This is a genomic window from Sphingomonas sp. NIBR02145 (genome assembly GCF_027359115.1).
Classification (GTDB): Bacteria; Pseudomonadota; Alphaproteobacteria; order Sphingomonadales; family Sphingomonadaceae; genus Sphingomonas; species Sphingomonas kyeonggiensis_A.
In genome coordinates this window covers 1170550-1194635 of the sequence record NZ_CP114791.1, presented here as the reverse complement: position 1 = coordinate 1194635, position 24086 = coordinate 1170550, and the positions used below count along the sequence as shown (strand labels likewise).

General features: G+C 68.3%; 20 protein-coding genes. 12 read left to right on the top strand and 8 right to left on the bottom strand.

All coding sequences use genetic code 11. From position 1 onward, the window contains the following. Positions 1 to 69 precede the first annotated feature (69 nt). The 3 genes from hppD to O3305_RS05560 form a co-directional block, all read right to left on the bottom strand. A complete protein-coding gene (hppD, locus tag O3305_RS05570) occupies positions 70 to 1107 on the bottom strand; it encodes a 4-hydroxyphenylpyruvate dioxygenase (protein WP_269575500.1) in 1038 nt (345 codons plus the stop codon). Positions 1108 to 1277: 170 nt separating this feature from the next. Next, positions 1278 to 2624 carry an FAD/NAD(P)-binding protein gene (locus tag O3305_RS05565; protein WP_269575499.1) on the bottom strand — a complete coding sequence of 449 codons (1347 nt, stop codon included), beginning with the start codon at positions 2622 to 2624 and terminating at the stop codon, positions 1278 to 1280. Between the two features lie 18 nt (positions 2625 to 2642). Then, positions 2643 to 2909, bottom strand: a complete 267-nt coding sequence (locus O3305_RS05560) for a DUF6356 family protein (protein WP_184165650.1) — start codon at positions 2907 to 2909, stop codon at positions 2643 to 2645. Positions 2910 to 3188: 279 nt separating this feature from the next. On the opposite strand from O3305_RS05560, the gene O3305_RS05555 reads away from it, so the two are divergent. Both O3305_RS05555 and O3305_RS05550 read left to right on the top strand, forming a co-directional pair. Then, the gene (locus O3305_RS05555; protein ID WP_269576465.1) at positions 3189 to 4754 is read left to right on the top strand and encodes an MFS transporter; all 1566 of its coding nucleotides are present in this window, start codon (positions 3189 to 3191) and stop codon (positions 4752 to 4754) included. Beyond that, the gene (locus tag O3305_RS05550; RefSeq protein ID WP_269575498.1) at positions 4751 to 5215 is read left to right on the top strand and encodes a YbaK/EbsC family protein; all 465 of its coding nucleotides are present in this window, start codon (positions 4751 to 4753) and stop codon (positions 5213 to 5215) included. The genes O3305_RS05555 and O3305_RS05550 overlap by 4 nt, the downstream gene beginning before the upstream one ends. 154 nt (positions 5216 to 5369) lie before the next feature. On the opposite strand, the gene O3305_RS05545 is transcribed toward O3305_RS05550, so the two are convergent. From O3305_RS05545 to O3305_RS05535, 3 genes are read right to left on the bottom strand one after another with little or no spacing between them, the layout of a single operon-like run. Continuing rightward, complete coding sequence (locus O3305_RS05545; RefSeq protein WP_353739222.1) at positions 5370 to 6848, bottom strand: amidohydrolase; 1479 nt, start codon at positions 6846 to 6848, stop codon at positions 5370 to 5372. A 16-nt stretch (positions 6849 to 6864) separates the two neighbouring features. Continuing rightward, complete coding sequence (ggt, locus tag O3305_RS05540) at positions 6865 to 8598, bottom strand: gamma-glutamyltransferase (RefSeq protein ID WP_269575496.1); 1734 nt, start codon at positions 8596 to 8598, stop codon at positions 6865 to 6867. Then, entirely contained in the window at positions 8598 to 11975 is a 3378-nt protein-coding gene (locus O3305_RS05535) for a TonB-dependent receptor (protein WP_269575495.1), read from the bottom strand. Before O3305_RS05535 ends, ggt begins: the two co-directional genes overlap by 1 nt. A gap of 189 nt (positions 11976 to 12164) precedes the next feature. On the opposite strand from O3305_RS05535, the gene O3305_RS05530 reads away from it, so the two are divergent. The 7 genes from O3305_RS05530 (at position 12165) to copD (ending at position 19663) form a co-directional block, all read left to right on the top strand. Next, positions 12165 to 12692 carry an RNA polymerase sigma factor gene (locus O3305_RS05530; RefSeq protein WP_269575494.1) on the top strand — a complete coding sequence of 176 codons (528 nt, stop codon included), beginning with the start codon at positions 12165 to 12167 and terminating at the stop codon, positions 12690 to 12692. Beyond that, complete coding sequence (locus O3305_RS05525; protein ID WP_269575493.1) at positions 12689 to 13609, top strand: FecR family protein; 921 nt, start codon at positions 12689 to 12691, stop codon at positions 13607 to 13609. Before O3305_RS05530 ends, O3305_RS05525 begins: the two co-directional genes overlap by 4 nt. Positions 13610 to 13650: 41 nt before the next feature. Further along, positions 13651 to 13983: a hypothetical protein gene (locus tag O3305_RS05520; protein WP_269575492.1), complete on the top strand. Its 333-nt coding sequence runs from the start codon at positions 13651 to 13653 to the stop codon at positions 13981 to 13983. A gap of 54 nt (positions 13984 to 14037) precedes the next feature. Beyond that, on the top strand, positions 14038 to 15165 hold the full coding sequence (locus O3305_RS05515) for an efflux RND transporter periplasmic adaptor subunit (RefSeq protein ID WP_269575491.1): 1128 nt from the start codon (positions 14038 to 14040) through the stop codon (positions 15163 to 15165). A 2-nt stretch (positions 15166 to 15167) separates the two neighbouring features. After that, positions 15168 to 18353, top strand: coding sequence for an efflux RND transporter permease subunit (locus O3305_RS05510; RefSeq protein ID WP_269575490.1), 3186 nt, complete (start codon positions 15168 to 15170; stop codon positions 18351 to 18353). A gap of 67 nt (positions 18354 to 18420) precedes the next feature. Then, positions 18421 to 18795, top strand: coding sequence for a copper homeostasis periplasmic binding protein CopC (gene copC / locus O3305_RS05505; RefSeq protein ID WP_269575489.1), 375 nt, complete (start codon positions 18421 to 18423; stop codon positions 18793 to 18795). A gap of 4 nt (positions 18796 to 18799) precedes the next feature. After that, positions 18800 to 19663, top strand: a complete 864-nt coding sequence (gene copD, locus O3305_RS05500) for a copper homeostasis membrane protein CopD (RefSeq protein WP_269575488.1) — start codon at positions 18800 to 18802, stop codon at positions 19661 to 19663. Positions 19664 to 19731: 68 nt separating this feature from the next. Here the strand turns inward: copD and cueR are convergent, their stop codons facing one another. Together cueR and O3305_RS05490 are read right to left on the bottom strand one after the other, a co-directional pair. After that, positions 19732 to 20121, bottom strand: coding sequence for a Cu(I)-responsive transcriptional regulator (gene cueR, locus O3305_RS05495; RefSeq protein ID WP_269575487.1), 390 nt, complete (start codon positions 20119 to 20121; stop codon positions 19732 to 19734). Between the two features lie 16 nt (positions 20122 to 20137). Continuing rightward, positions 20138 to 22498, bottom strand: a complete 2361-nt coding sequence (locus tag O3305_RS05490; protein WP_502958185.1) for a heavy metal translocating P-type ATPase — start codon at positions 22496 to 22498, stop codon at positions 20138 to 20140. 284 nt (positions 22499 to 22782) lie between these two features. Here O3305_RS05490 and O3305_RS05485 point away from each other — a divergent pair, with 284 nt between their 5' ends. The 3 genes from O3305_RS05485 to O3305_RS05475 are packed head-to-tail and all read left to right on the top strand — an operon-like array spanning position 22783 to position 24052. Beyond that, on the top strand, positions 22783 to 23052 hold the full coding sequence (locus O3305_RS05485; protein WP_269575486.1) for a hypothetical protein: 270 nt from the start codon (positions 22783 to 22785) through the stop codon (positions 23050 to 23052). Further along, positions 23049 to 23489 carry a Spy/CpxP family protein refolding chaperone gene (locus O3305_RS05480; RefSeq protein WP_269576463.1) on the top strand — a complete coding sequence of 147 codons (441 nt, stop codon included), beginning with the start codon at positions 23049 to 23051 and terminating at the stop codon, positions 23487 to 23489. The genes O3305_RS05485 and O3305_RS05480 overlap by 4 nt, the downstream gene beginning before the upstream one ends. Further along, positions 23486 to 24052 (top strand): RNA polymerase sigma factor, encoded by a 567-nt coding sequence (locus tag O3305_RS05475; RefSeq protein WP_269575485.1) that lies wholly within the window; start codon positions 23486 to 23488, stop codon positions 24050 to 24052. The genes O3305_RS05480 and O3305_RS05475 overlap by 4 nt, the downstream gene beginning before the upstream one ends. Positions 24053 to 24086 lie beyond the last annotated feature (34 nt).

The window sequence follows — 24086 nt, the reverse complement described above, 5'->3', positions numbered from 1 at the left end:
GGCGCATTACGCTACGGAATGCGGCTACGCAATCGCGGCCGTTTTCGCGTGCCTGTGTGAAGAAAGCGTTCAGGCATCGACCTTGATTACGCCGCGGCGGATCTGGTCTAGCTCGATGGATTCGAACAGCGCCTGGAAGTTGCCGTTGCCGAAGCCTTCATTGCCCTTGCGCTGGATGATCTCGAAGAAGATCGGGCCGAACATGTTCTCGGTGAAGATCTGGAGCAGGATGCCCTCGTCGCCGACATTGCCGTCGATCAGGATGCGGTTGCGGCGCAGGCGCTCGAGGTCCTCGCCGTGGCCGGGGACGCGCTTGTCGACCAGCTCGTAATAGGTCTCGATCGTGTCCTGCAGCTTGACGCCGCGGGCGCGCAGCCGCTCGACCGTGTCGAAGATGTCCGGGGTGGTCAGCGCGAGGTGCTGGATGCCTTCGCCCTTATACTCGCGGATGAACTCCTCGATCTGGCTCTTGTCGTCCTGGCTCTCGTTGAGCGGGATGCGGATCGCCTTGTCGGGCGCGATCATCGCCTGGCTGAACAAGCCGGTAGCCTGGCCCTTGATGTCGAAATACTTCTGCTCCTCGAAGGCGAAGAGCGTCTTGTAGAACTCCGACCACACCCGCATCTGGCCGCGACGGACATTGTGGGTGAGGTGGTCGAGCAGGTCGAGCCCGACATTGTTCTCGGCCTCGGCGGCTTCCCAGCCGTCGAACGCCGCCCAGTCGGCATAGAGATCGGTGCCGTCCTGGATGAAATAGAGGTACGAGCCGCCGATGCCCTGGATGACGGTGTCGTCTTCCTCGGTCGGCTTGGCGCCGTGCGCGAGCGCCCATTCCATCGCCTTGGCCGGATCGGCGACGCGGAAGGCCATTGCGCTGGCCGAGGGGCCGTGCTCGCCGCGGAACGCCGCCACGCGGCCGGCCTCGTCGCGGTTGAGCATCAGGTTGATGCGGCCCTGCTTGTAGCGGGTGATGTTCTTGGTCGGGTGCCGATGCGTCGGCACGAAGCCGAGCTGCTCGAACTGCTTCCCCATCGCCTCGGGATCGGGCGAGGTGAATTCGACGAATTCGAAGCCGTTGAGGCCGAGCGGATTTGCAGGATCGGTCATGGGGCACGCTCCAAGATTATGGGCGTGGGCTAGTCGCAAGCGGATGTAGTGTCAATTGATACTAGTTGCTCGGTGCAAACAGCCGTCATCCCGGCGAAAGCCGGGATCTCAGGCGAAGTCACAGGAAGAGAGCCGCACGAGATCCCGGCTTTCGCCGGGATGACGGAGTGTTACAGCCCTTCGCCGCCGACCCAGTGTGCGTTGGAGAGCCGCCGGGCGACGCTCCAGGTCTGGGTGCGGATATCGGGCACCGCGACGATTTCCCAGAAGGCGCCGCGGGTCATCGGGCCGAGCGCGTAGAGATTGCCGTTGGGGCCGCCAGCGGCGTTGATTGTCTGGCCCTGGTTGTCGACATCGATGCCGAGATGCGCCGCATCCGGGCGGATCATGCCGCGCGCCGCGAGCTTCTGGAGCAGCGGCTCCTCGGTGCGGTTGAGATCGCCCAGCGGGCCGGTGCAGTTGATGATGCGCTGGACCGTCATGGTCTCGGCCGCATCGGCACCGCGGCGGCGCAGCGTGACCTCGATACCTTCGGGCTTCTCCTCGAAGCCGAGCGTCTTGCCGGCGATCACCTCGAGCTGGCCGCGCTCGATCACTGCCATCAGCCGGGCATAGACCTCGGGCGCGAGGCGGTGGCGATGCACGTCCCACCAGGGACGGAGATGGCGCAGGAAGCGGCCGCGCTCGGCTTCGCTGGCATTGCCCCACATCGCCTGGGTGAAGGGGCGCAGCTCATCGACCGCGTTGCGCCAGCCGATCTCCTCGCCGCGGTTGCGGACGGCTTGGAGCAGGCGCGAGGCGGTGGTGGCGGGGCGTTCCTGCAGCTTCTTCCAATCGCTGCCCGGGGCATGGCTGCGCGGGAGCAGGCCGCGGCGGGAGAGGGCGACGATCTTGCCCTGGAAGCCGCGCGCATCGAGCAGCAGGACGACGTCGATCATCGTCAGGCCGGTGCCGATCACCAGCACGGTATCGTCGGGGCCGAGACCCTCCGGCACGCTCGCGTCCCAGGGATCGCCCTTGTAGCGGCTGCCCGACAGCGCTTCGGGATCGAGGCCGGGCGGATCGTGCGGGGGCAGGTTGCCGACCGCGAGCACGGCGGCATCGGCTTCGATCGTCTGGCCCTTGAGGCGCACGGTCACGCCATCGGCGAATTCCAGGTCGTCGACCTCATCGCGCACCAGCCTGAGCCGGTCGGGATGGTCGAGCAGCGCGGCATCGAGCAGCTCGCGCAGATATTCGCCATAGGTGACGCGGGGGATGAAGGCAGTCGCCGCATTCTCGACGCCGCGCGCTTCGAGCCAGCGGACGAAGTGCGAGGGATCGTCCGGAAAGGCGCTCATATTGGCGGCGCGGACGTTCAGCACATGGCTGGGATGGGCGGCGCCATAGGCGAGGCCGAGGCCCGCCACCGGTGCGCGTTCGATCAGGGTTGCGCGGGGGCCTTCGTGGCGGAGCAGGTTGATCGCCTGCAACGTACCCGAAAAGCCCGCGCCGATAATGGCGACGTGCTCGATCATGTCAGGCGGTCCCCCCGCTCAGATTTCGTATTCGATCTGCCACTCGGGCTGCTGATGCGCGAGCGGCTTGGCGTTCATGCCCGGCTGGCGCGCCATCATCTGCGCATAGAGCCGCTTCACGGCGTCGCTTGCGGTACGGGCGAACAGCGACGGGAAGATCGAATGGACGACGCAGGCAGCGCCACCGACGATCATGGTGAAGCCGAATCGTGCAGCGGTTGCGGCATGCTCGCCATAGGTCTCGCCGACGGCGCGCGGGTGGGAGAGGAAAAAGCGCTCGAACATGGGCGGACTCTACCGCGCTGCGGCGAAGCTGTGAAGTACAGCTTTTGCGATCACAAGCTGGGCTATCCACGGAAAAAAGCTTGCCCCTGAGAGGCGCTTCGCCGAACCTGTCGGTCAGCGTGCCAAAGAGCGCGCGAAGCGACGGGGGTTCCAACCACGGCAGGACTGTGGTTGGTTAGCGCTAACAAATAAGGGGAAGATAGCTTGAGCCAGGATCTGACGTCCGACACCCCGTCGGCGCCCGAGGGCGATCATCACACAGCCACGAAGAACGAGAAGATGGTGATCGCGGCATCGTCGCTGGGCACCGTGTTCGAGTGGTACGACTTCTACCTGTACGGCCTGCTGGCGACGACGATCTCGGCGCAGTTCTTCGCGGGGGTGAACGATACCACCGCCTTCATCTTCGCGCTTGCCGCCTTTGCTGCAGGCTTCGCGGTGCGGCCGTTCGGCGCGCTGGTATTCGGGCGGATCGGCGACCTGGTCGGGCGCAAGAACACCTTCCTCGTCACCATGGGAATCATGGGCGGATCGACCTTCGCGGTGGGCCTGCTGCCCAATTTCGCGACCGCCGGCGTGGCTGCGCCGATCCTGCTGGTGACGCTGCGCGTGCTGCAGGGCCTGGCGCTGGGCGGCCAATATGGCGGTGCCGCCACCTATGTCGCCGAGCATGCACCCAACCATAAGCGCGGCCTCTATACCAGCTGGATCCAAACCACGGCGACGCTCGGCCTGTTCGCCTCGCTGCTGGTGGTGATCGGCACGCGTTCCTGGCTGGGCGAGGAAGCCTTTGCGAGCTGGGGCTGGCGTGTGCCGTTCCTCGCTTCGATCCTGCTGCTCGGCGTGTCGCTCTGGGTGCGGCTGCAGCTCAACGAGAGCCCGGTCTATGCCCGGATGAAGGCGACCGGCAACGTCTCCAAGGCGCCGCTGACCGAGGCGTTCCTGCGCTGGGGCAATTTGCGCATCGTCCTCATCGCGCTGTTCGGCGCGGTCGTCGGCCAGGCGGTGGTCTGGTACACGGGGCAGTTCTACGCGCTGTTCTTCCTCGAGAAGACGCTCAAGGTCGACGGGATGACGGCGAACGTGCTGATCGCCGTGGCGCTGGCGCTGGGTACGCCGTTCTTCGTGTTCTTCGGCTGGCTCTCGGACAAGATCGGGCGCAAGCCGATCATCCTGGCGGGCTGCCTGCTCGCCTCGATCAGCTATTTCCCGCTGTTCCACGCGCTGACCCAGGCGGCGAACCCGGCGCTGGCGGAAGCGCAGGCCAAGGCGCCGGTGACGGTCTATGCCGATCTCGCGACCTGCTCGGTACAGTTCGATCCGATCGGCAAGAACAAGTTCGACAAGACCGGCTGCGACATCGCCAAGTCGACGCTTGCCAAGGCCGGTGTTCCCTATAGCACTGAGGCTTATGGCTCGGGCGAAGTCAGCATCGGTGGAGCGACGACAGCGGCGGGCGACCTGAAGACCTATTCCGCGCGGCTCAGCGCGGCACTGAAGGCCGCTGGCTATCCGGCCAAGGCGGATGACGCCCGGATCAACAAGCCGATGGTGATCGCGATCCTGTTCGCGCTCGTGCTGCTGGTGACCATGGTCTACGGCCCGATCGCCGGCATGCTGGTCGAGCTGTTCCCCAGCCGGATCCGCTACACTTCGATGTCGCTGCCCTATCACCTGGGCAATGGCTGGTTCGGCGGCTTCCTGCCGGCGACGGCCTTCGCGATGGTCGCGGCGACCGGGGATATCTATTACGGGCTCTGGTACCCGGTGGTGGCTGCGGCCTGCACCTTCATCCTCGGCCTGTTGCTGCTCCCCGAGACGTTCAGGAAGAAGATCGAGGATTGACCGTAGAAACCGTACGCACGTGGCTTGCCGAGCATGCGCCCGATCTCAGCCTGATCGAGCAATCGGCAAGCACCGCAACGGTGGCGGAAGCGGCGGCGACGCTCGGGGTGGAGCCCGGGCGCATCGCCAAGACGCTGGCATTGCGGGTGGGCGAGGGCGTGATGCTCGTCGTCGCCCGCGGTGACGCACGGCTCGACAATCCGAAGACCAAGGCCGAGTTCGGCGGCAGGGCTTCGATGCTCGGCGCGGAAGAGGCGGAGGCGTTGACCGGGCATCCGGTAGGTGGCGTCTGCCCCTTCGGACTGGCGACGCCGCTGCCGGTCTATTGCGACGTGTCGATCCGCGGGTTCGACACGGTGTTCCCGGCTGCCGGATCGCGCACCGCGTCGGTGGAAGTCGAGCCCGAGCGGCTGGCCGGGCTGGTTTCGCAGCGCTGGGTGGATGTCTGCAAGCTGGCCTGAGGCTGGTTCAGAGTTTGTGAGACAAGGCGTCGCTGTTCCCCGGCGAAGGCAGGGGCCCAGTCTCGGCGAACCTGGTTTGGCTCAGGAATCTCTCGGACGGCATTGCAACTGGGCCCCGGCCTTCGCCGGGGAACAGCTTTCTTGAAGCGCGCCGCTATTTCGACTTGGTCGACCCCTCCCAGGCCGGGGTCGGCTTGCGATAGTCGAGCGCGGGCGTACGCGTGCCGAGCAGCGCGTTGTACTTGAAGTCCGGGCCGCGCGCCTTGTCGAGCTCTGCCCGGGCTTCCTTCAGAACCTCGGGCGACAGGAACAGGTCCGCGCCGGTGAGCGCGATCGTCTTGGCGGCGACGGTGGCGCCCTTGATGCCGATCGACGAGCCCGAGGCGGCGACCGCCTGCCAGCTGTGCGCCGGGGTGCCGGGCACCCAGGTCGCGGTGCTGAGGCCGATCGTCGGCACGGTCCAGCTGATGTCGGACACGTCGGTCGAGCCGCCGCCGTCCGGCCCGCGCTCGCGCGAGCTGGTCTGCTTCACCGAGTCGAGCGACTTCTGCGTCGGCAGGCTCTTCTGCAGCTCGGTCGCCCAGGCGATCTCCTCGGGTGTCCAGGTCTCGCCGCCGACCGCGTTGAGGTTGCTGCTCATCACCTTGGCGAGCGTCTCGCTCGCGAGCATCGAATAGACACCGCCGGTGATCTCGTAATCGACCGTGGTGCCGGTCGCCATCGCCGAGCCCTCGGCGGCCTTGACCACGCGGCCCCACACGTCGCGGACGATCAGCGGATCGACGTTGCGGACATAATAATAGCTCTCGGCGAAGTCGGGGACGACGTTCGGGGCTTCGCCGCCGGCGGTGATGATGTTGTGGATGCGCGTGGACGAGGGGATGTGCTCGCGCATGAAGTTCACCGCGACGTCCATCACCTCGACGCCGTCGAGCGCGGAGCGGCCCTTGTCCGGCGAGGCGGCGGCATGGGCGCTGACCCCGTGGAAGCGGAACTTGCCCGAGATGTTGGCCATGCTCTTGCCGGTCGACACCCCATTGGCGTCGCCGGGGTGCCAGTGGAGCACGGCCGAGACATCGTCGAACAGGCCGGCGCGGACCAGATAGACCTTGCCCGAGCCGCCTTCCTCGGCCGGCGAGCCATAGACGCGCAGTTCGCCCTGGACCTTGTTGGCGATCATCCATTCCCGGATCGCGATCGCCGCCTCGACGCTGGCGGCGCCGAACAGATTGTGGCCGCAGCCATGGCCGGCGGCCTTGCCGGCAATCGAGGTCTTGGTGGGGGCATTGGTCTGGGCGAGGCCGGGCAGCGCGTCATATTCGGCGAGGATGCCGATCACCGGGCCGCTGCCCTGCTTGAAGCTGGCGACAAAGGCGGTCGGCATGCCGGCGACGCCGGGGGTGACGGTGAAGCCCGCCTTCTTCAGCCGTGCCTGGAGCAGGGCGGAGGACTTGGTTTCCTGATAGCCGACTTCGGACCAGCCCCAGATCGCCCTGGCGGTGCTCTCGAGATCGGGCGCGCGCTTGTCGATGCCCGCCAGGATCGCGCCGCGCTGCGCCTCGGGCACGGCCTGGGCTTGGGCGGAAAGCGGCGCGAACATGCTTGCGAGCAGCAGCGCGGTCCTGATCTTCATGTCCTGCATTCTCCCCTTATTTCGCGCCGACAGCCGCGGCATCGGGACGGCGCGTGTCGGCCGATCCCAGGAACTTGTCGCCTTCGACCATGATCGACTGGACCGATCCCATGGTGTTCGAGCTGCGCACCTTGTGCCCCTTTGCCTCGAGCAGGGGAATGATGTCCGGCGAGAAGCCTTCCTCCAGCTCGATCGGGCCGTCGCCGCCCGACTGGTTGATGCGCGGACGCTCGGCGGCTTCGGCGACGTTGAGGCGGTGATCGATGACGTTGGAGAGCATCTGCACCATCGTCGCGATGATGTAGCCGCCGCCCGGCGTGCCGGTGACCAGCCAGGGCCTGTCGTCCTTGAACACGATCATCGGGGTGATCGTCGAGCCGACGCGCTTGCCCGGCACCGGCTGGGTCGCCTTGCTGTCCGGGCCATTGCGGCCCCAGGCGAGGTTGCCGAGCGAGTTGTTTAGCAGGATGCCGGTGCCGGGTGCCACGACATGCGCGCCATAGGAGGCGGAGAGGGTGTAGGTGTTGCTCACCGCGTTGCCGGCGGCGTCGACCACCGAGAAGTGCGTCGTGTCCTTGCTCTCGAACGGATAGGGATTGCCGTCCGGCAATGTCTTCGCGTCGAGCGACGCGCCGGTCTGGATCAGCTTCGCGCGCTCGGCGGCATATTCCTTGCTCGCCAGGCCCTTTGCGGGCGTACGCCAGTCCGGGCCGCCGCCGATCAGCTTGCGGTCCGCCCAGACGATCTTGAGCGTCTCGGCGAGGAGATGGAGGTTGGCGACGCTGCCCCAGCGCTGCTCGCGCACCGGGAAGCGCTCGAGGATGTTCATTGCCTCGGCGACGCTCACCCCCGAGGCGGTGGGCGGCATGTACGCGATCGGCATGCCGCGATAGCTCGACCAGATCGGCTCGGAGATCACCGGCTGATAGGCGGCGAGATCCTGCTCGTCGATCACGCCGCCGCCGGCCTTCATGCCGGCCGCGATCTTCCGGGCGATCGCACCGGTGTAGAAGCCGTCACGGCCCCTGGCGGCGATCAGCTGCAGCGTCGCGGCGAGCTCGGGCTGCTTCCAGCGCTCGCCGGGGGCATAGGCGCTGCCGTCGGGCTTGAAGAAAACGGCGAGGGCGGCCGCGTCGTCATGCATCGCCTTCTTCTGGTCGGCGTTTGCTTGCGCTTCGTCGTCGGACAGGATCACGCCGTCGCGGGCCATGGCGATCGCCGGGGCGATCAGCGTGCCCCAGGGCAGCGAACCGAAGCGCTTATGCGCTTCCCACAGCCCGGCGACGGTGCCGGGGATCGCGACGCCCTTCATCGAATAGCCCTTGGCGGCATCGAACTTGCCATTGGCGCCGAGCAGCAGGTCCGGCGTCGTGTTGCGCGACGCCTGGCCGTAATAGTCGATCGCGATCGTCTGGGCGGGCTTGCCGTCCTTCGCCGCCATGTGGATCAGCATATAGCCGCCGCCGCCGACATTGCCGGCGCGCGGCAGGGTGACGGCGAGCGCGAAGGCAGTGGCGATCGCGGCATCCACCGCATTGCCGCCCTTGCGCAGGATCGCCGCGCCGACATCGGCAGCGATCCGGTTCTGGCTGACGACCATGCCGCCGCGCCCGATCACCGGCTTGTGGATCTGGTCATAGGCGACGATGTCGCCGCCAGAGACGCGCTGCGTGGCGGGCGCCTCCGGGGCTTCCTGGGCGAAGGCCGGCGTCGCGAGCGACGCCAGCGCGAGGATCAGGGCGATCCGCATCAGAAGCTCGCCCGCATGTTGGCGTACCAGTAGCGGCCATAGGGGCTGTAGAGCGAGCCGAGGAAGCCGCCCGAGCTGAGCGGCGGCGCCTCGTTGGTGAGGTTGCGCACGCCGATGCGCAGCCGGTAGCGGCCGCCATCGCTGCGCTTGCCCACCGTGACCTGGCCGTAGAGGTTGAAGGTCATCCGGTCCTCGATCAGCCAGGCGGCGCCGGCGGAATCGAGCAGGCCGGTATCATCGACGTCGCTGGTGTACTGGGTGAAGCCGCCGATCTGGAACGGACCCTTCTCCCAGGTGATCGAGCCGGTGACCTTCCAGCGCGGCTTGCCGTTCTGGCGGACGAGATCGCCGGCATCGGCGATATTGGTGCCGGCGTTGATCGTCCCCGCGGTACGCGCGGCGATCAGGTTCTGGATCGGCGGCGAAGGCTCGAGGAAGAACTTGTCGAGATAGGCGGCATTGGCGTTGAGGCTGATCTTGCCCGCGCCGAAGTCCGGCAGGCGCCAGTTGAAGCCCAGGTCGACGCCGGCGACTTCCTGCGGCAGCAGGTTGACGTACTTGTCGTTGACATAGAGCACGCGGCCGACGGGGGCGAGGCCCGAACCGGCGAACAGCGCATTGTCCTCCGCCGTGGGCGCGGCGCGGATCACGTTCGGATCGCTTGAGCCCTGCACGCGCAGCAGATAGTCGTTGATCAGCGCATTGCCCTCGCCGAACAGGCCGACGATCCCCTTCTGGTCGACATGCCAGTAATCGGCGGTGAAGGTCATCCGGCCGATCGCGGAATCGAGGAAATGCGGCTCCAGCACCACGCCGACGGTCCAGGTCTTGGACTGTTCGGGCTTCAGGTCCGGATTGCCCGAGCGCCGCGCGGTGGTGGCGAAGCCCTGCGAGCAATTGGCGAAGCTGGAGATCGCACCGGTGCGCAGCTGCGCCTCGCAGCGGACATAGTCGGTGCGGGTATTCGAGCGGGTGACCAGGGTGGCGTTGATCTGCTCGAGGTTCGGCGCCTTGAAGCCCTCGGCATAGGAGCCGCGCACGCGGATGCCGCGGACGATGTCCCAGGCTGCGGCGATCTTGGGCTTGGCGACCGAGCCGACATCCGAATAATGCTCGAAGCGGCCGGCGAGCTGGAGCTCGATGTTGCGGATCAGCGGGATGTGCATGTCCGGCGAGATCACCGGCACCGCCAGTTCCATATAGGCCGCGGCGACGGTGCGGCGGCCGCTCGTGTCTGGCGAGGGGCTGGTGCCGATCAGGTCGGAGCCGTTGACCGCGCCGGTGATCGAGTCGGTGAACTGGATCGTGCCGTCGACACGCCCGTCGCGGTCGTCATTCTGGGTCTCGCGGCGCACTTCGCCGCCGATCGCCATGCCGACATTGCCGCCGGGCAAGCTGATCAGGTTGGTGGTCGAGCCCTTGATGTCCCACATCGCCAGCGTCGACTTGCTGATGCGGGTAGTCTTCACCTTGACCGCGTTGATCGCGGCCAGGCTGCTCGGCACATTGTCCGAACCGCTCGGCGGGGTGAGGCCGCTGCCGTTGAACGGGTTGTACGCGTCCGGCGTGGTCAGGTTGATCTGGCGCTGGAGAAGGGTCTGGCTGATGCCGTCGGAGGTATCCCGTACCCGCGCTTCCGAATAGACCGCCGCGCTCTCCCACTGCAGGCCCAGCACGTCGAAACGCACGCCGCCGAGCAGGCGGAACTGGGTATTGAGCACGTCGACATGGTTCGGGCCGACATCGGCGAAATTGTAGCTCGACAGGGTGATCGCCTGGCCTGCGGCGGCGGCGTTGATGCCGGGCAGGCGGTTGGCGCTGCCGGTGGGGCCGAAGGGATTGTAATAGGCATTGGCGGCGATGGTCAGCGGGCCGGAGGACAGCGTGCCGGTCGAGGCCTGGGTGCTGTTGCTCTTGCCGTTGTAATAGCCAGCCTCGCCGAACAGCTCGACGCCGCCGCCCAGCTCGTAATGCCCGTTCATGAACAGGTTGATGCGGCGGATGTTCGGCGTGACGTTGGTGTTGAAGGCAAGCGGCGCGTCGAAGCGCAGCTCGCGGATGCCGGCCGTCGAGCTGGTGCCGGTGGCGACGCAGTTGGTGCCGTTGATGATGCCGGCATTGCCCGCCGGGCAGCCGGTGAAGCTGGTCGGCTGGATGTGGAACTGGCCCGAGGTGTTGGTGAGCGCGGTCGTGCCCTGGCGGACGACGACGTTGCCGACGGTCTGGAACGAGCCCCAGGGCGTGATCGTCGAGCGGCCGTCGAGCGAGGTCGATCCGGCGAAGCGCGTATCGGCGAACAGCGCGCGCAGGTCGTTGGTGCGGGTATAGTCGAAGTCGTTCGCCATCACGCCCTGGCGCTTGTCGTAGCTGGCGAACAGGGTGATGTTGCCGCGATCGCCGAGGTTGCGCCCGGCGAGCAGATGGGTGTTGGTCTCGAACAGCTGCGAGCCTTCGCCCCAGCCGACCTGGCCTTCGAGCTCGACGCCATTGTAATCGGTCTTGAGCACGGTGTTGACCACGCCGGCGACCGCGTCCGATCCGTAGATGGCGGCGGCGCCGTCGCGCAGCACTTCCATCCGCTCGAGGCCGAAGACTGGGATGGCATTGGTGTTGACGGTGAGCACCGGCACGAGATTGTCGTCGGCGCGGCTGGTCGGGTGGTTCACGACGCGGCGGCCGTTGAGCAGCACCAGCGTGTTGCCGACGCCGAGGTTGCGCAGGTTGATCGAGCCGACATCGCCGCGCGCCGAGTTCGAGCTGTTCGGCAGGTAGGAGCTGTTGAAGCTGACATCGCCGAGCTGCGGGATCGAGCGGAACAGCTCGTCGCCCGAGGTGGCGCCCGTCGCGCCGATCTGGGCTTCGTCAACCACGGTGACGGGCAGGGCGGCGGTCACCTTGCTGCCGCGGATCTGCGAGCCGACCACGACGATCTCGGCCGGGGGCGGACCGTCGCCATTGACGGCCTGCTCGACCGCGCTGGTCTCGGCCGAGGCCTGCTGGTCCCCGCTCGGCGTGGGCGTGGGCGCGTCCTGATACAGCGCGACCGGCCGGGCAGTGGCGGGTACGTCGCTGCGCGGCATCACCCGGACGCTGTTCGGGCCGGTGAAGCGATAGGTGTAGCGGCTGTTGGCGAGCAGCAGCTCGAGTGCGTCACCCACCGTGTAGCGGCCATCGAGGCGCGGCGCCTTGAGGCGGGCGATGGCGGGATCGGTGAAGACCAGCTGCACGCCGGTCTGCTGCGCGACCTGCATCAGCGCGGTATCGAGGCGACCGCCGGCGAAATGGATTTCGTGGCGCAGCGTCTCGCGGGCCTGGGCGCCGGCGGGAGCCGCGGCGAAAACGGCAACGGTGGCGAGAAGCAACTGGCGTGTGTTCATGATTATCGACCCCCCTGAATCGATGCCTGGACGCGGCAATCACGGTTTATGACGCTGGTGCGACACACACGCGAACCAGAACGGATCAATTTTTTTCGAGTGTTGCGCGCTTGCACGGTTCGCCTTTGCGATAATGGCGCGTCATGGCAGGAGGAAAGCGCGCATTCGCGCAAATGGGGAGGCGCGGAATTGTCCGCCGGACGATCGGAAATGCAGCGGGTGCCGCAGGGCGAGGAAGGCGCGTTCGACGCCTATCGTGCCGCGCTGCGGGCATTCGTCGCGCGTCGGATCGACAATCCCTCCGAGGTCGAAGACCTGGTGCAGGAAGCCTGCGCCCGGCTGGTCGCCAGCGCGCGCGAGCGGACGGTTGACGAGCCGCAGGCCTATCTGTTCCGCATCGCCGCGAACCTGATCGCCGATCGCCACCGCCGCGCGCTGCCGGTGGTGCCGCTGGGGCCGGAGATCCACCCGCCGGTGCGTCCGGTGCAGGAGGATCGCCGCCGGGTGGCCGATCTCCAGTCCGCGCTCGAGGGGGCGCTGGCGGAATTGTCGCCGCGCTGCCGCGAGGTGTTCGTGATGCGCCGCTTCGACGAGCGCGGCACCGGCGAGATCGCGCGCGAGCTCGGCATCTCGCCGCGCATGGTGCAGAAGCACCTCAATCACGCGGTCGCGCATCTCTACGATCGGCTTGCGCATCTTATGGAGCGCGGAGCATGAGCGAGCGCGATCTCGGCAAGCGAGCCCCCGCGGTCTTCGAGGCGTTCCTGGATGGGCGCGAAGGTGATCTCCATCCGGCGGACCGCGCGGAGGCATCCGAGTTCTGGAACTGGCTCGGCGATTTCGAGCGGCCCGGCCCCGTGCCGGTGCCGGTGCGCCAGCGGCCGGTGTGGATCGGCCGGGCGATCGCGGCGAGCGTCGCGGTGCTGCTCGCGTTCGGCGGAACGCTCTGGATGACGCATCCGCAGCCCACCCACGAGACGGTGCAGAGCATCGCGACCGGCCATGCCGAGCGTCGCCGTATCGCCTTCAGCGACGGGTCGGTGGTGACGCTCGCGGCCGACAGCCGGGTAGACGTCGCCTATATCGCGAAGGAACGCCGCTTGCGGCTGGTCGCGGGCGAGGCGCTGTTCAAGGTCGCGCATGACAAGAGCCGCCCTTTCGTGGTCGAGACACGACACGGCGAGGTGATCGCGGTCGGCACGATGTTCGATGTCAGTGTCGGCAGGCGCGAAGCCGAGGTGACGGTGGTCGAGGGCGTGGTGCGGGTCGCCCTGTCCGAGCCTGGCCGGCCGGGCGCCGCCGAGCCGATCGAGAAACTGGCGCACAAGGGTGAGCGGCTGTCCTTCGGCATTGCCAAGGGGACGAGCGGCGATACCGGCTTCATCCGCCAGGCAGCCGACATCGACGCGGACAGCGCGGTTGCCTGGACGCGGGGCCGGCTGGTCTTCCAGGGCGAGCCGCTGCGCGAAGTGATCGAGGAAGTGAACCGCTATTCGCGCGACCGGCTGGTGCTGACCGATCCCAGGGCTGGATCGGTGCGCGTCTATGGCGTGATCAACCAGGGCGACACTGCGGCGATCCGCGACCTGGTCGCCAATCCCGGCGCAGTCGCGGTCGAGCCGCGCGAGCCCTGATCGGGCCTTACGCCGGCGCGTCGATGTGATATGGGGCGGCGATGCGCGCGTTGCTGCCCTTCCTGGCCTGTCTGATGCTGGTGCTCACCAGCCTGACGTCGATTGCGCATGCGACCGAGGCGCCGGACGGGGGCGTGTCGACGGCGGAAATGGCGGCCTGGCACGCGCCGGGCGATGCCGATGAAGTGCAGGGCGATCCGGACAAGGATACGCCGCACCACCATTCGATCTGCCACGGCCATGATCTTGCGGCCTCCGCGAAGATGCCCGCGGCACCGGTTGCATACCGCCCATTGGGCATGCTGCGCCCGGCTGTGACCGCCGTGCTGGTCGCGCGGATGACCGATACGCCGCTTCGGCCACCCATCGCCTGACAGCGACTGCCCGCGCCCGTGCGGCGCGTTTGTCCCTGTCAGGAGTTTTCGAGAATGAACCGAATTGCAGCGGCGCTTTGCGTCGCGACGCTCGTTGCCGGCTGCGGCAAGCCCGCGCCCGAGCCCGAGAAGGAAGCCGCCGAGGCGCATGCCGACGGCGCAATAACGCTTACCGCCGAACAGATCGCGGCGGCCAACATCACCCTTGCCCGGCCCGATCGCGCCGGCGCTGGCGCGGCGATCGAGGCGCCCGCGCTGATCGAGAGCGATCCCGATGCCACCCGCGTTGTGGCGGCGCCGCTCGAGGGGCGCGTCGTCTCGCTCACCCGGAACATCGGCGATCCGGTGCGGCGCGGCGACGTGCTGGCGGTGATCGAGAGCCGCGAGGCGGCGAACCTGCAGGCCGAGGTAGAGAAGGCGCGCAGCCGGTTGACCCTTGCCAGCGCCACGCTGGCACGCGACGAGGCGCTCTATGCGCGGGGCTTCCGCCCGCTGCGCGAAGTCGAGATATCGAAGGCCGCGCATGAACAGGCGGCGACCGACCTGCGGCTTGCCCGTCAGCGGGTCGCCGCCTCGGGCGTGCGAGGCGGTTCGCTCAACCGCATCGTCATCACCGCTCCGATCTCGGGGCGGGTGGTGGCTCGCACCGCGTCGCTGGGCCAGGTCTTCGCCGCCGACGCGGCCGAGACCGAGCTGTTCCGCATCGCGGCGCTCGATCGCCTGAATGTGGCCCTGTCGATCGCCGCCGCCGATGCCGCGCGCGTTCGTCCCGGTGAGACGATGGAAGTGACCGGCGCGGGGCGGATGGCGGTGGCGCGGGTGCGCCTGGTCTCGCCGGCGCTCGATCCGCAGACGCGGCTGGTGCGCGTGGTCGCCGATCTCGACAACCGGCGCGGCCAGTGGCGTGTCGGCGAGCCGGTGCAGGCGCGGATCGCTGTCGGCGGGGCGGGCAATGCGCCGCTGATGGTCCCTGCCACTGCGGTGCAGACGCTCGAGAACCGGCCTGTGCTGTTCGTCCGGACCGCGCAGGGTTTCCGGGTGGTGCCGGTCACGCTGGGCGCCCGCGACGGGGCGATGATCGCGATCCTTTCGGGGATCTCCGGCGACGACCGGGTCGCGACGACCAATACCTTCACGCTCAAGGCCGAACTCGGCAAGGGCGAAGCGAGCCACGAGGACTGAGCATGATCGCCCGCATCACCAGCTGGGCGGTCGACAAGCGCTGGCTTGTCGTCCTGCTCACCGCCATCGCCGCGATCGTCGGCGCCTCCGCTTTGTACCGCTTGCCGATCGACGCGGTGCCGGACATCACCAACAACCAGGTCCAGATCAACGTTCGCGCGCCGGCGCTCTCCACCGAGCTGGTCGAGAAGCAGGTTGCCTTTCCGATCGAGACCGCACTCGCAGGCATTCCCGGCCTCGAATATACCCGCTCGCTCAACCGCAACGGCTTTGCCCAGGTCACCGCGGTCTTCTCCGACGCGACCGACATCTATTTCGCCCGCGCCCAGGTGAACGAGCGGCTGGGCGGTATCGACGATGCCTTGCCGCCCGGCGTGCGGCCCGAGATGGGGCCGATCGCGACCGGGCTGGGCGAGGTCTATATGTGGACCGTCCGGCTCGATCATCGCAAGGAAGACACCCACAAGCCCGGCGAGCCCGGCATGCAGCCCGATGGCAGCTACATCACCCCGGAGGGCGAGCGGCTGGCCAGCGAGACCGAGAAGGCGACCTATCTGCGGACCGCGCAGGACTGGATCGTGGCGCCCTTGCTCAAGAACGTGCCGGGCCTTGCCGGGATCGACTCGATCGGCGGCTATGCCCGGCAATATCTGGTCGTGCCGGACGTGGCGAAGCTTGCCTCGCTCGGGCTGACGCTGACCGACCTCGCGACCGCGATCGAGCGCAACAACCTCAGCAGCGGCGGCGGCTCGATCGACCGGAACGGCGAGGGGCTGGCGGTGCGCGCCGATGCCCGGATCCGCAATGCCGCGGAACTCGCCCGGGTCGTGGTCGCGAGCCGTGGCGGCGTACCGATCACGCTCGAACAGGTCGCGAGCGTGCGGACCGGGCAGGCGGTGCGGATGGGATCGGCGTCGGAGAACGGCACCGAGGTCGTGGTCGGCACCGCGATCATGCGGATCGGCGAGAACAGCCGGACCGTGGCGACTGCGGTGTCGGACAAGCTCGGGGCGATCAATGCCTCGCTGCCGCCCGACGTCGTCGTCCAGCCGGTGCTGGATCGCACCGCGCTGGTCAACGCGACGATCCAGACGGTGGGAGGCAACCTGGGCGAGGGCGCGCTGCTGGTCATCGCGGTGCTGTTCCTGCTGCTGGGCAATTTCCGCGCGGCGCTGATCGCGGCGGCGGTGATCCCGGTGACGATGATGCTGACAGGCTTCGGCATGCTGCGCGTCGGTGTGTCGGCGAACCTGATGAGCCTTGGCGCGCTCGACTTCGGCCTGATCGTCGATGGCGCGGTGATCATCGTCGAGAACGCGCTGCGGAGGTTGGCCGAGCGCCAGCATGATGCCGGGCGGCCGCTGCTGGAGAGCGAGCGGCTCGAGACCGTCTCCGAGGCGGCACGCGAGATGATCCGCCCCTCGGTCTATGGTCAGGCGATCATCATGCTCGTCTATGTGCCGTTGCTCACCCTGAGCGGGGTGGAGGGCAAGACCTTCGTCCCGATGGCGCTGACCGTGCTGATCGCGCTCGCCTGCGCCTTCATCCTATCGCTCACCTTCGTGCCGGCTGCGATTGCGATCTGGCTGTCGAAGCGGGTGGAGGAGAAGGAAGGTCGGATCCTTGGCTGGCTGCGCCGACGCTATCAGCCGGGGCTGGGCCGGGCGATGGCACATCCCCGCATCACCATCGGTGCGGCGCTGGCCAGTCTGGGCGTGGCGGCGCTGGCCTTTATTTCACTCGGCCAGGTGTTCCTGCCGCAGCTGGATGAAGGCGATCTGCTGATCCAGGCGCTGCGCATCCCGGCGACTTCGGTGCAGCAGAGCCAGGCTATGCAGGTGCCGATCGAGCGGCTGGTCGCGCGCCAGCCGGAAGTGAAGTTCGCCTTCTCCAAGACCGGCACGGCGGAGCTCGCCTCCGATCCGATGCCGCCCAACGCCACCGACATGTTCGTGATCCTCAAGCCGCGTGACCAATGGCCCGATCCTGGCCTCTCCAAGGAGGCGCTGGTCGAGCGGCTGGAGGGGCAGCTCGCGAAGATCCCGGGCAATGCCTATGAGATCACCCAGCCGATCCAGATGCGCTTCAACGAGTTGATCGCCGGGGTCCGCGGCGACATCGCGGTGAAGGTATTCGGCGACGACTTCCCGGCGATGAACGCGACCGCTGAGCGCATTGCGGCGATCCTGCGCCAGACCCGGGGAGCGACCGATGTGAAGGTGGAGCAGACCGGCGGCCTGCCGATGCTCGACATCAGGGTCAATCGCGATGCGATGGCGCGGCTCGGCGTCACCGCGCAGGATGTGCAGGACACGATCGAGGCGACGCTGGGCGGGCGCGAGGCGGGGATGATCTTCGAGGGCGATCGCCGCTTCCCGGTGGTGCTGCGCCTGTCCGAGGAACAGCGCGGCGACTTCGAGGCGCTGCGGCAGGTGCCTGTGCCGGTGGCCGCAGGCGGGTTCGTGCCGCTCTCCAGTGTGGCCGAACTCGCGGTGGTCGACGGGCCTAACCAGATCAGCCGCGAGAATGGCAAGCGCCGGGTGGTGGTGCAGGCCAATGTGCGCGGGCGCGACGTGGGCGGCGTGGTGGCCGATGCCCAGGCGGCGGTGGCGCGCGAAGTGCGGTTGCCCCCCGGCAACTATCTGGAATGGGGCGGGCAATTCGAGAACCTGGCTGCCGCGAGCCAGAGGCTGGCGCTGGTCGTGCCGGCCTGTTTCGCGCTGATCCTGCTGTTGCTCTACGGCGCGCTGGGATCGATCCGGGATGCGGGAATCGTGTTCACCGGCGTGCCGCTGGCGCTGGTCGGCGGTGCGCTGGCGCTGGCGCTGCGGGGCATGGACTTCTCGATCTCGGCGGCGGTGGGGTTCATCGCACTGTCCGGCATCGCGGTGCTCAACGGGCTGGTGATGGTCTCCTCGATCCAGGACCTGCTCCGCTCCGGCACGGACCGGGTCGAGGCGGCACGGGCCGGGGCGATGCAGCGGCTGCGGCCGGTGGTGATGACCGCACTGGTCGCCAGCCTGGGCTTCGTGCCGATGGCGCTGGGGCATGGCGCGGGGGCGGAGGTGCAGAAGCCGGTGGCGACGGTGGTGATCGGCGGGTTGATCTCGGCGACCTTGCTCACCCTGTTCGTGCTGCCGACGCTCTATGCGCGCTTCGGGAAGCCGGGGGCGAGCGAGGTGACATGAGGGGGCGGCAGCCGGGCTGCGTAAGGGATCGTGGCGGCGCTGGTGCCGCTGGCTGGAGACCCCCAGAATGCGTAGCCTGATTTCCGCCCTTGCCGCCGCCACCCTGCTCGTCGCGGCGCCGGCGCTTGCCCATCCCAAGCTGCTCGCCTCGACCCCGGCGGCCAACGCCACCGTCAAGCCGCTGGCCAAGGTGGAGCTGTCCTTCTCCGAGGTGCTGGTCGCCCGGCTCTCGACCGCGCAGCTGGCAATGACCGCGATGCCTGGCATGGCCGACCACCCGGCGATGCCGATGCAGGGCCGGGTGGCGATCGGGCCGGACGGCAAGAGCCTGATCGTCACCTTTGCCCGGCCGCTGGCGGCGGGGAGCTACAGGCTGAGCTATCAGGTCGTTTCCGCCGACACCCACAAGGTGGAAGGCGCGATCGAATTCAAGGTCCGCTAAGCCCTTGGAAGCGCTCGCCATCTCGGTTCGCTTCCTGCTCTATCTCGACCTGATGGCGCTGTTCGGGCTGGGGGCCTTCGCCCTCCACGCCCTGCGCCGGGACGAGCGGGTTTCGGGGGCGGTGCTGCCGTTCAAGGCGCTGTTCCGGCTGACCGCCGGGCTGGGGCTGGGGCTCTCCCTGCTGGGGCTGGGAGTGCTGGCCGCAGGGCTTGGGGGTACCTCGCTGCTGGCTCCGGACCGCGAGGTGCTTGGGGCGGTGCTGTTCGGGATGAGCGGGGGGACGGCCTGGCTAGTGCGGGTGGCCGTGCTGGCCATGGTGCTGCTGCTGGGGCGGGGTGCCTTGCCCGCCGGTGGCGTGGCGCTGGCGAGCCTGGCCTGGGGCGGGCACGGGGCGGCGGGGAGCTGGTTGCAGCTCGGGGCCGACATCGCGCATCTGCTGGCTGCCGGCATCTGGATCGGCGCGCTGATCGCCATGGTCTGGCTTGCGTGGCGGCCCAGGGAAGCGGCGGATTTATGGCGCCTGCACAGGGTGTTGCGGGGTTTCTCCGGCATCGGAACGGCGGTGGTCGGAGTGCTGATCGTGACCGGGATCGTCAACCTGATCGGGGTTACCGGAGGGGCTTTTCCGGGTGTTCTCTACGGGATGCTGATATTGGCTAAGGTTGCGCTGTTCGGCCTTATGCTGGGGCTGGCCGCCGCCAACCGCTGGCGGCTGGTGCCGGGGTTCGAGAGGGCCATGGCAGAGGGGGATGCAGGGAGGGCATTGGGGCGCTTGCGGGCCAGCCTGGCGGTTGAGGCCGGGATCGGGGCGAGCATACTCCTGATCGTCGGCTGGGTTGGCACTCTTGATCCCTTTGGTCTCGGATAGTTGCACAAGGGTGCAACGACATTCGCCTTTTCAGTTCCCCGGCGAAAGCCGGGGAACCGCTAAGAAGCCTAGCCCCGTGCCAGCGACTCCAGGATCGGGCAATCGGGCCGGGCGTCGCCGTGGCAGCGGCCGGCCAGGTCGAGCAATGTGCGGCGCATCGCCTCGAGCGCCTCGGCCTTGCGGCGCAGCTCTTCCGCCCGGGCGGTGGCCAGCGCCTTGACCTCGGCGCTCGAGCGGGCGCGGTCGTTCCACAGGTCGAGCAGCGTGCTGATCTCGTCGATCGGGAAGCCGAGATCGCGGGCATTGGCGATGAAACGGAGCCTGTGAACATCGGCGTCCGAATAGTCCCGATAGCCGCTTTCCCGGCGCGAAGCCGCCGGGATCAGGCCGATCTTCTCATAGTGGCGGATCATCCGCTGGGAGACGCCGCTGGCCTGTGCGGCCTGGCCGATGTTCATCGTGCACTCCTTCGCGTTACAAATGGACCAGACGGAGACGGAGCGCGTTGCTGATGACGCTCACCGAAGAGAGCGCCATCGCCAGCGCCGCGATCGCCGGCGAGAGCAGGATGCCGGTGAACGGATAGAGCAGCCCCGCCGCGATCGGCACGCCCGCGACATTGTACGCGAATGCAAACACGAGGTTCTGGCGGATGTTGCGCATCACCGCGCGCGACAGGCGGCGGGCGCGGACCAGACCGTTCAGGTCGCCCTGAAGCAGGGTAACCCCCGCGCTCTCGATCGCGACGTCCGAACCTGCTCCCATCGCCACGCCGACTTCGGCGGCGGCGAGCGCGGGGGCGTCGTTCACGCCGTCGCCGGCCATCGCGACGGCGCGGCCTTCCGCCCGCAGCTTCTGGACGACTGCCGCCTTGTCCTCGGGCAGGACTTCGGCTTCGACCTCGTCGATGCCGATCTTCGCGGCGACCGCGAGCGCGGTGGTGCGGTTGTCGCCGGTCAGCATGACGACGCGGATGCCTTCGGCCTTCAAGGCGCGGACCGCTTCGGGGGTGCTGGCCTTGATCGGATCGGAGACGCCGATGAGGCCGGCGAGCGCGCCGTCGATCACGACGAAGATCGCGGTGCCGCCTTCGCCGCGCAGCGCCTCGGCCGGATCGGCGAGACTGGCGAGATCGATGCCGTTCTCGCGCATCAGACGGGGGCCGCCGAGCAGGAGCGCGTGGCCCTCGATCGTGCCGGTTACGCCGCGACCGATCGGGGCGTCGAAATCGGTGACTTCGGCGAGGGGGAGGCCACGATCGGTTGCGGCGCGGACGATCGCTTCGCCGAGCGGATGCTGGCTGGCGCGCTCGACACTGGCGGCGAGGCGGAGCAGCTCGGCTTCGTCCTGGCCGGGGGCGGGGCGGACCAGCGTGACTGCCGGGCGGCCTTCGGTGAGGGTGCCGGTCTTGTCGACGATCAGCGTGTCGATCTTCTCGAACCGCTCCAGCGCTTCGGCATTCTTGATGAGTACGCCGGCCTGGGCGCCGCGACCGACGCCGACCATGATCGACATCGGGGTGGCGAGACCGAGCGCGCAGGGGCAGGCGATGATGAGGACCGAGACGGCGGCGACCAGCGCATAGGCGAAGCGCGGCTCGGGGCCGACCAGCGCCCAGGCGAGCGCGGCGGCGAGGGCTACGGCGATGACGGTGGGGACGAACCAGGCCGAGACCTTGTCGGCCATGCGCTGGATCGGCGCGCGGCTGCGCTGCGCCTCGGCGACCATCTGGACGATGCGGGCGAGGAGGGTGTCGGCACCCACCTTGTCGGCGCGCATGACGAAGGCGCCGGTGGTGTTGAGCGAGCCTGCGATAATCTGGGCGCCGGGCTCCTTGGTGACGGGCATCGACTCGCCGGTGACCAGCGATTCATCGATCGCGACGCGGCCTTCGAGCAGTTCGCCATCGACCGGCACCTTCTCGCCGGGGCGGACGCGGAGCCGGTCGCCGACCTGGATCAGGTCGAGCGTGACTTCCTCGTCGCTGCCATCGTCGCGGAGGCGGCGCGCGGTGCGCGGGGCGAGATCGAGCAAAGCCTTGATCGCGCCCGAGGTGCGGTCGCGGGCGCGCAGTTCCAGCACCTGGCCGAGCAGGACGAGGACGGTGATGACCGCGGCGGCCTCGAAATAGACCGGGACGGCGCCATCATGCCCGCGGAACGCGTCGGGGAAGATGCCGGGGGCCAGCACCGCCACTACGCTATAGGCATAGGCGACGCTCACCCCCATCGCGATCAGGGTGAACATGTTGAGGTTGCGCGTGCGGAGCGAGGCCCAGCCGCGCTCGAAGAAGGGCCAGCCCGCCCAGAGCACGACCGGAGTGGCGAGGGCGAACTGGATCCAGTTGGACAGCTGCTGGCCGATCGCCATGGTCAGGCCGAACAAATGGCCGCCCATTTCGAGGACGAAGACGGGGAGGGCGAGCGCGAGGCCGAACCAGAAGCGCCGGGTCATGTCGGCCAGCTCGGGATTGGGGCCGCTGTCGAGCGTGATCGTCTCCGGCTCGAGCGCCATGCCGCAGATCGGGCAGGAGCCGGGGCCGACCTGGCGGATCTCGGGGTGCATCGGGCAGGTGTAGATCGTGCCGGCCGGGGCTTCCGGTTGCGGTTGGGGAGAAAGGTAGCGCTCGGGATCGGCGAGGAACTTCGAGCGGCAGCCGGCGCTGCAGAAATGGAATTCCGCGTCGTGGTGGAAAGCGTGGTGCGGGGTGGTTTCGGGATCGACGGTCATGCCGCAGACCGGGTCCTTCACGGTGTCGGCCTGGGCGTGGGCGCTGCCGCAACAGGCGTGGTGCTGATGGTCGTGGCTGGCATCGTGGTGGGTGTGGCTTGGCATGACGATCCTCCGATGCCGGGCTATGTAGAGGTTGACATCATGTCAGGGTCAAGGGGTGGTTTTGGGGGAGTCATGCGACGCGTACTTCGCTTCCCCGGCGAAAGCCGGGGCCCAGGGTCACAAGCGGGACGGATGAGAAACCCTGGGCCCCGGCTTTCGCCGGGGAGCGGTATGGGTGAATTCGGCAATCCTCCCCCTGTGGGGGGAGGATTTGGGAATTTTTCGCTTTGCGTTGAGGGCAGGCGGCGCGCAGTGCGTAAGGGGCTGGGGAGAAGGCCAGGACTATGGGTGACGATCTGGACGAAATGCTCGGGCGGCTGGCAGCGCGGCCGGTGCATCCGGGGCTGGAGGATATGTCGGCGTCGGTGCTCGACCGGATCGCCGCGCCTCGGCCGCGGCAGGACCGCTTTGCCGTGACCGGCGCGCTGGCGGCGGTGCTGGCGGTGGGCATGGGCCTGGGAGGCAGCTGGGCGATGCAGGCGCCGGCGCACAAGGTCGCGACCTTCGACAGCAGCCTGGCGCTGGCGCCCTCGACCCTGCTGGGCGGCAGCTGATGGGCGCGCGGCGGGTATTGCTGATCGCGCTGATCGCCTTCGTCGCGGCGCTGGGCGGCGTGGCGGCGGGGCGGTTCCTGTGGCCGGCGGCGCAGCCGCCGGGCGGCGAGTTGCATGCGCTGCTCCATTCGGGGCTCGACCTCGATGCCGCGCAGCATGCGAAGATCGAGACGCTGGAGCGGCAGTTCGCGCTGCGCAAGCAGGCGCTGGAGATGGCGCAGCGCGCCGACAATGCCCGGCTGGCGGCGGCGATCGAGAGCGAGCATTCGGCCGGGCCGGACGTGCGCGCGGCGGTCGACCATATCCATGTGACGATGGGCGAGATGCAGAAGGAGACGCTGGCGCATATCTTCGCGATGCGCGCGGTGCTGCGTCCCGACCAGGCGGCGAAGTTCGACAAGGCGGTGGTGAAGGCGCTGACCGCCGAGACCCGGTGAGCCTGGATTTCGCCAGCCTGAGCGACGGCGAGCTTGCCGCGCTGAGCCTGGCCGGGCGGACGGCGGCGTTCGCCGAGATATTGCGGCGGCACCGCGAGGCGATCTACCGGATCGTGGCGGGGTCGATCGGCGATCCCGACGAGGCGCTCGACCTGGTGCAGGAGACGTTCCTGGCCGCGCATGGCGCGCTGCGCCGCTACGATCCGGCGCGGCCGATGCGGGCCTGGCTGACCACGATCGCGATCAACAAGTGCCGGGACTGGGGCAGGCGGCGCGCGGTGCGTCGGCTGATCGCCTTTGCCTTGCCGATCGACGATGCGGCCGAGCGCGTGGCCGAGGACCGGCCCGGGCATGATGTCGAGATCGCCGATCGTGAGGCGCTGGCACGGACGTCGCGGGCGATCGCTGGGCTGCCTTCCTCGTTGCGCGAGGTGATCGTGCTGCGGACGATCGAAGGGCTGTCGCAGGCCGAGACGGCGGCGGCGCTGGGGGTCAGCGAGAAGGCGGTGGAGACGCGGCTGCGGCGGGGGCGGATACGGCTGGGGGAGGTTTTGGGTTCGTGAATTCCCCTCCCTGGAAGGGAGGGGAGCGAAAAAT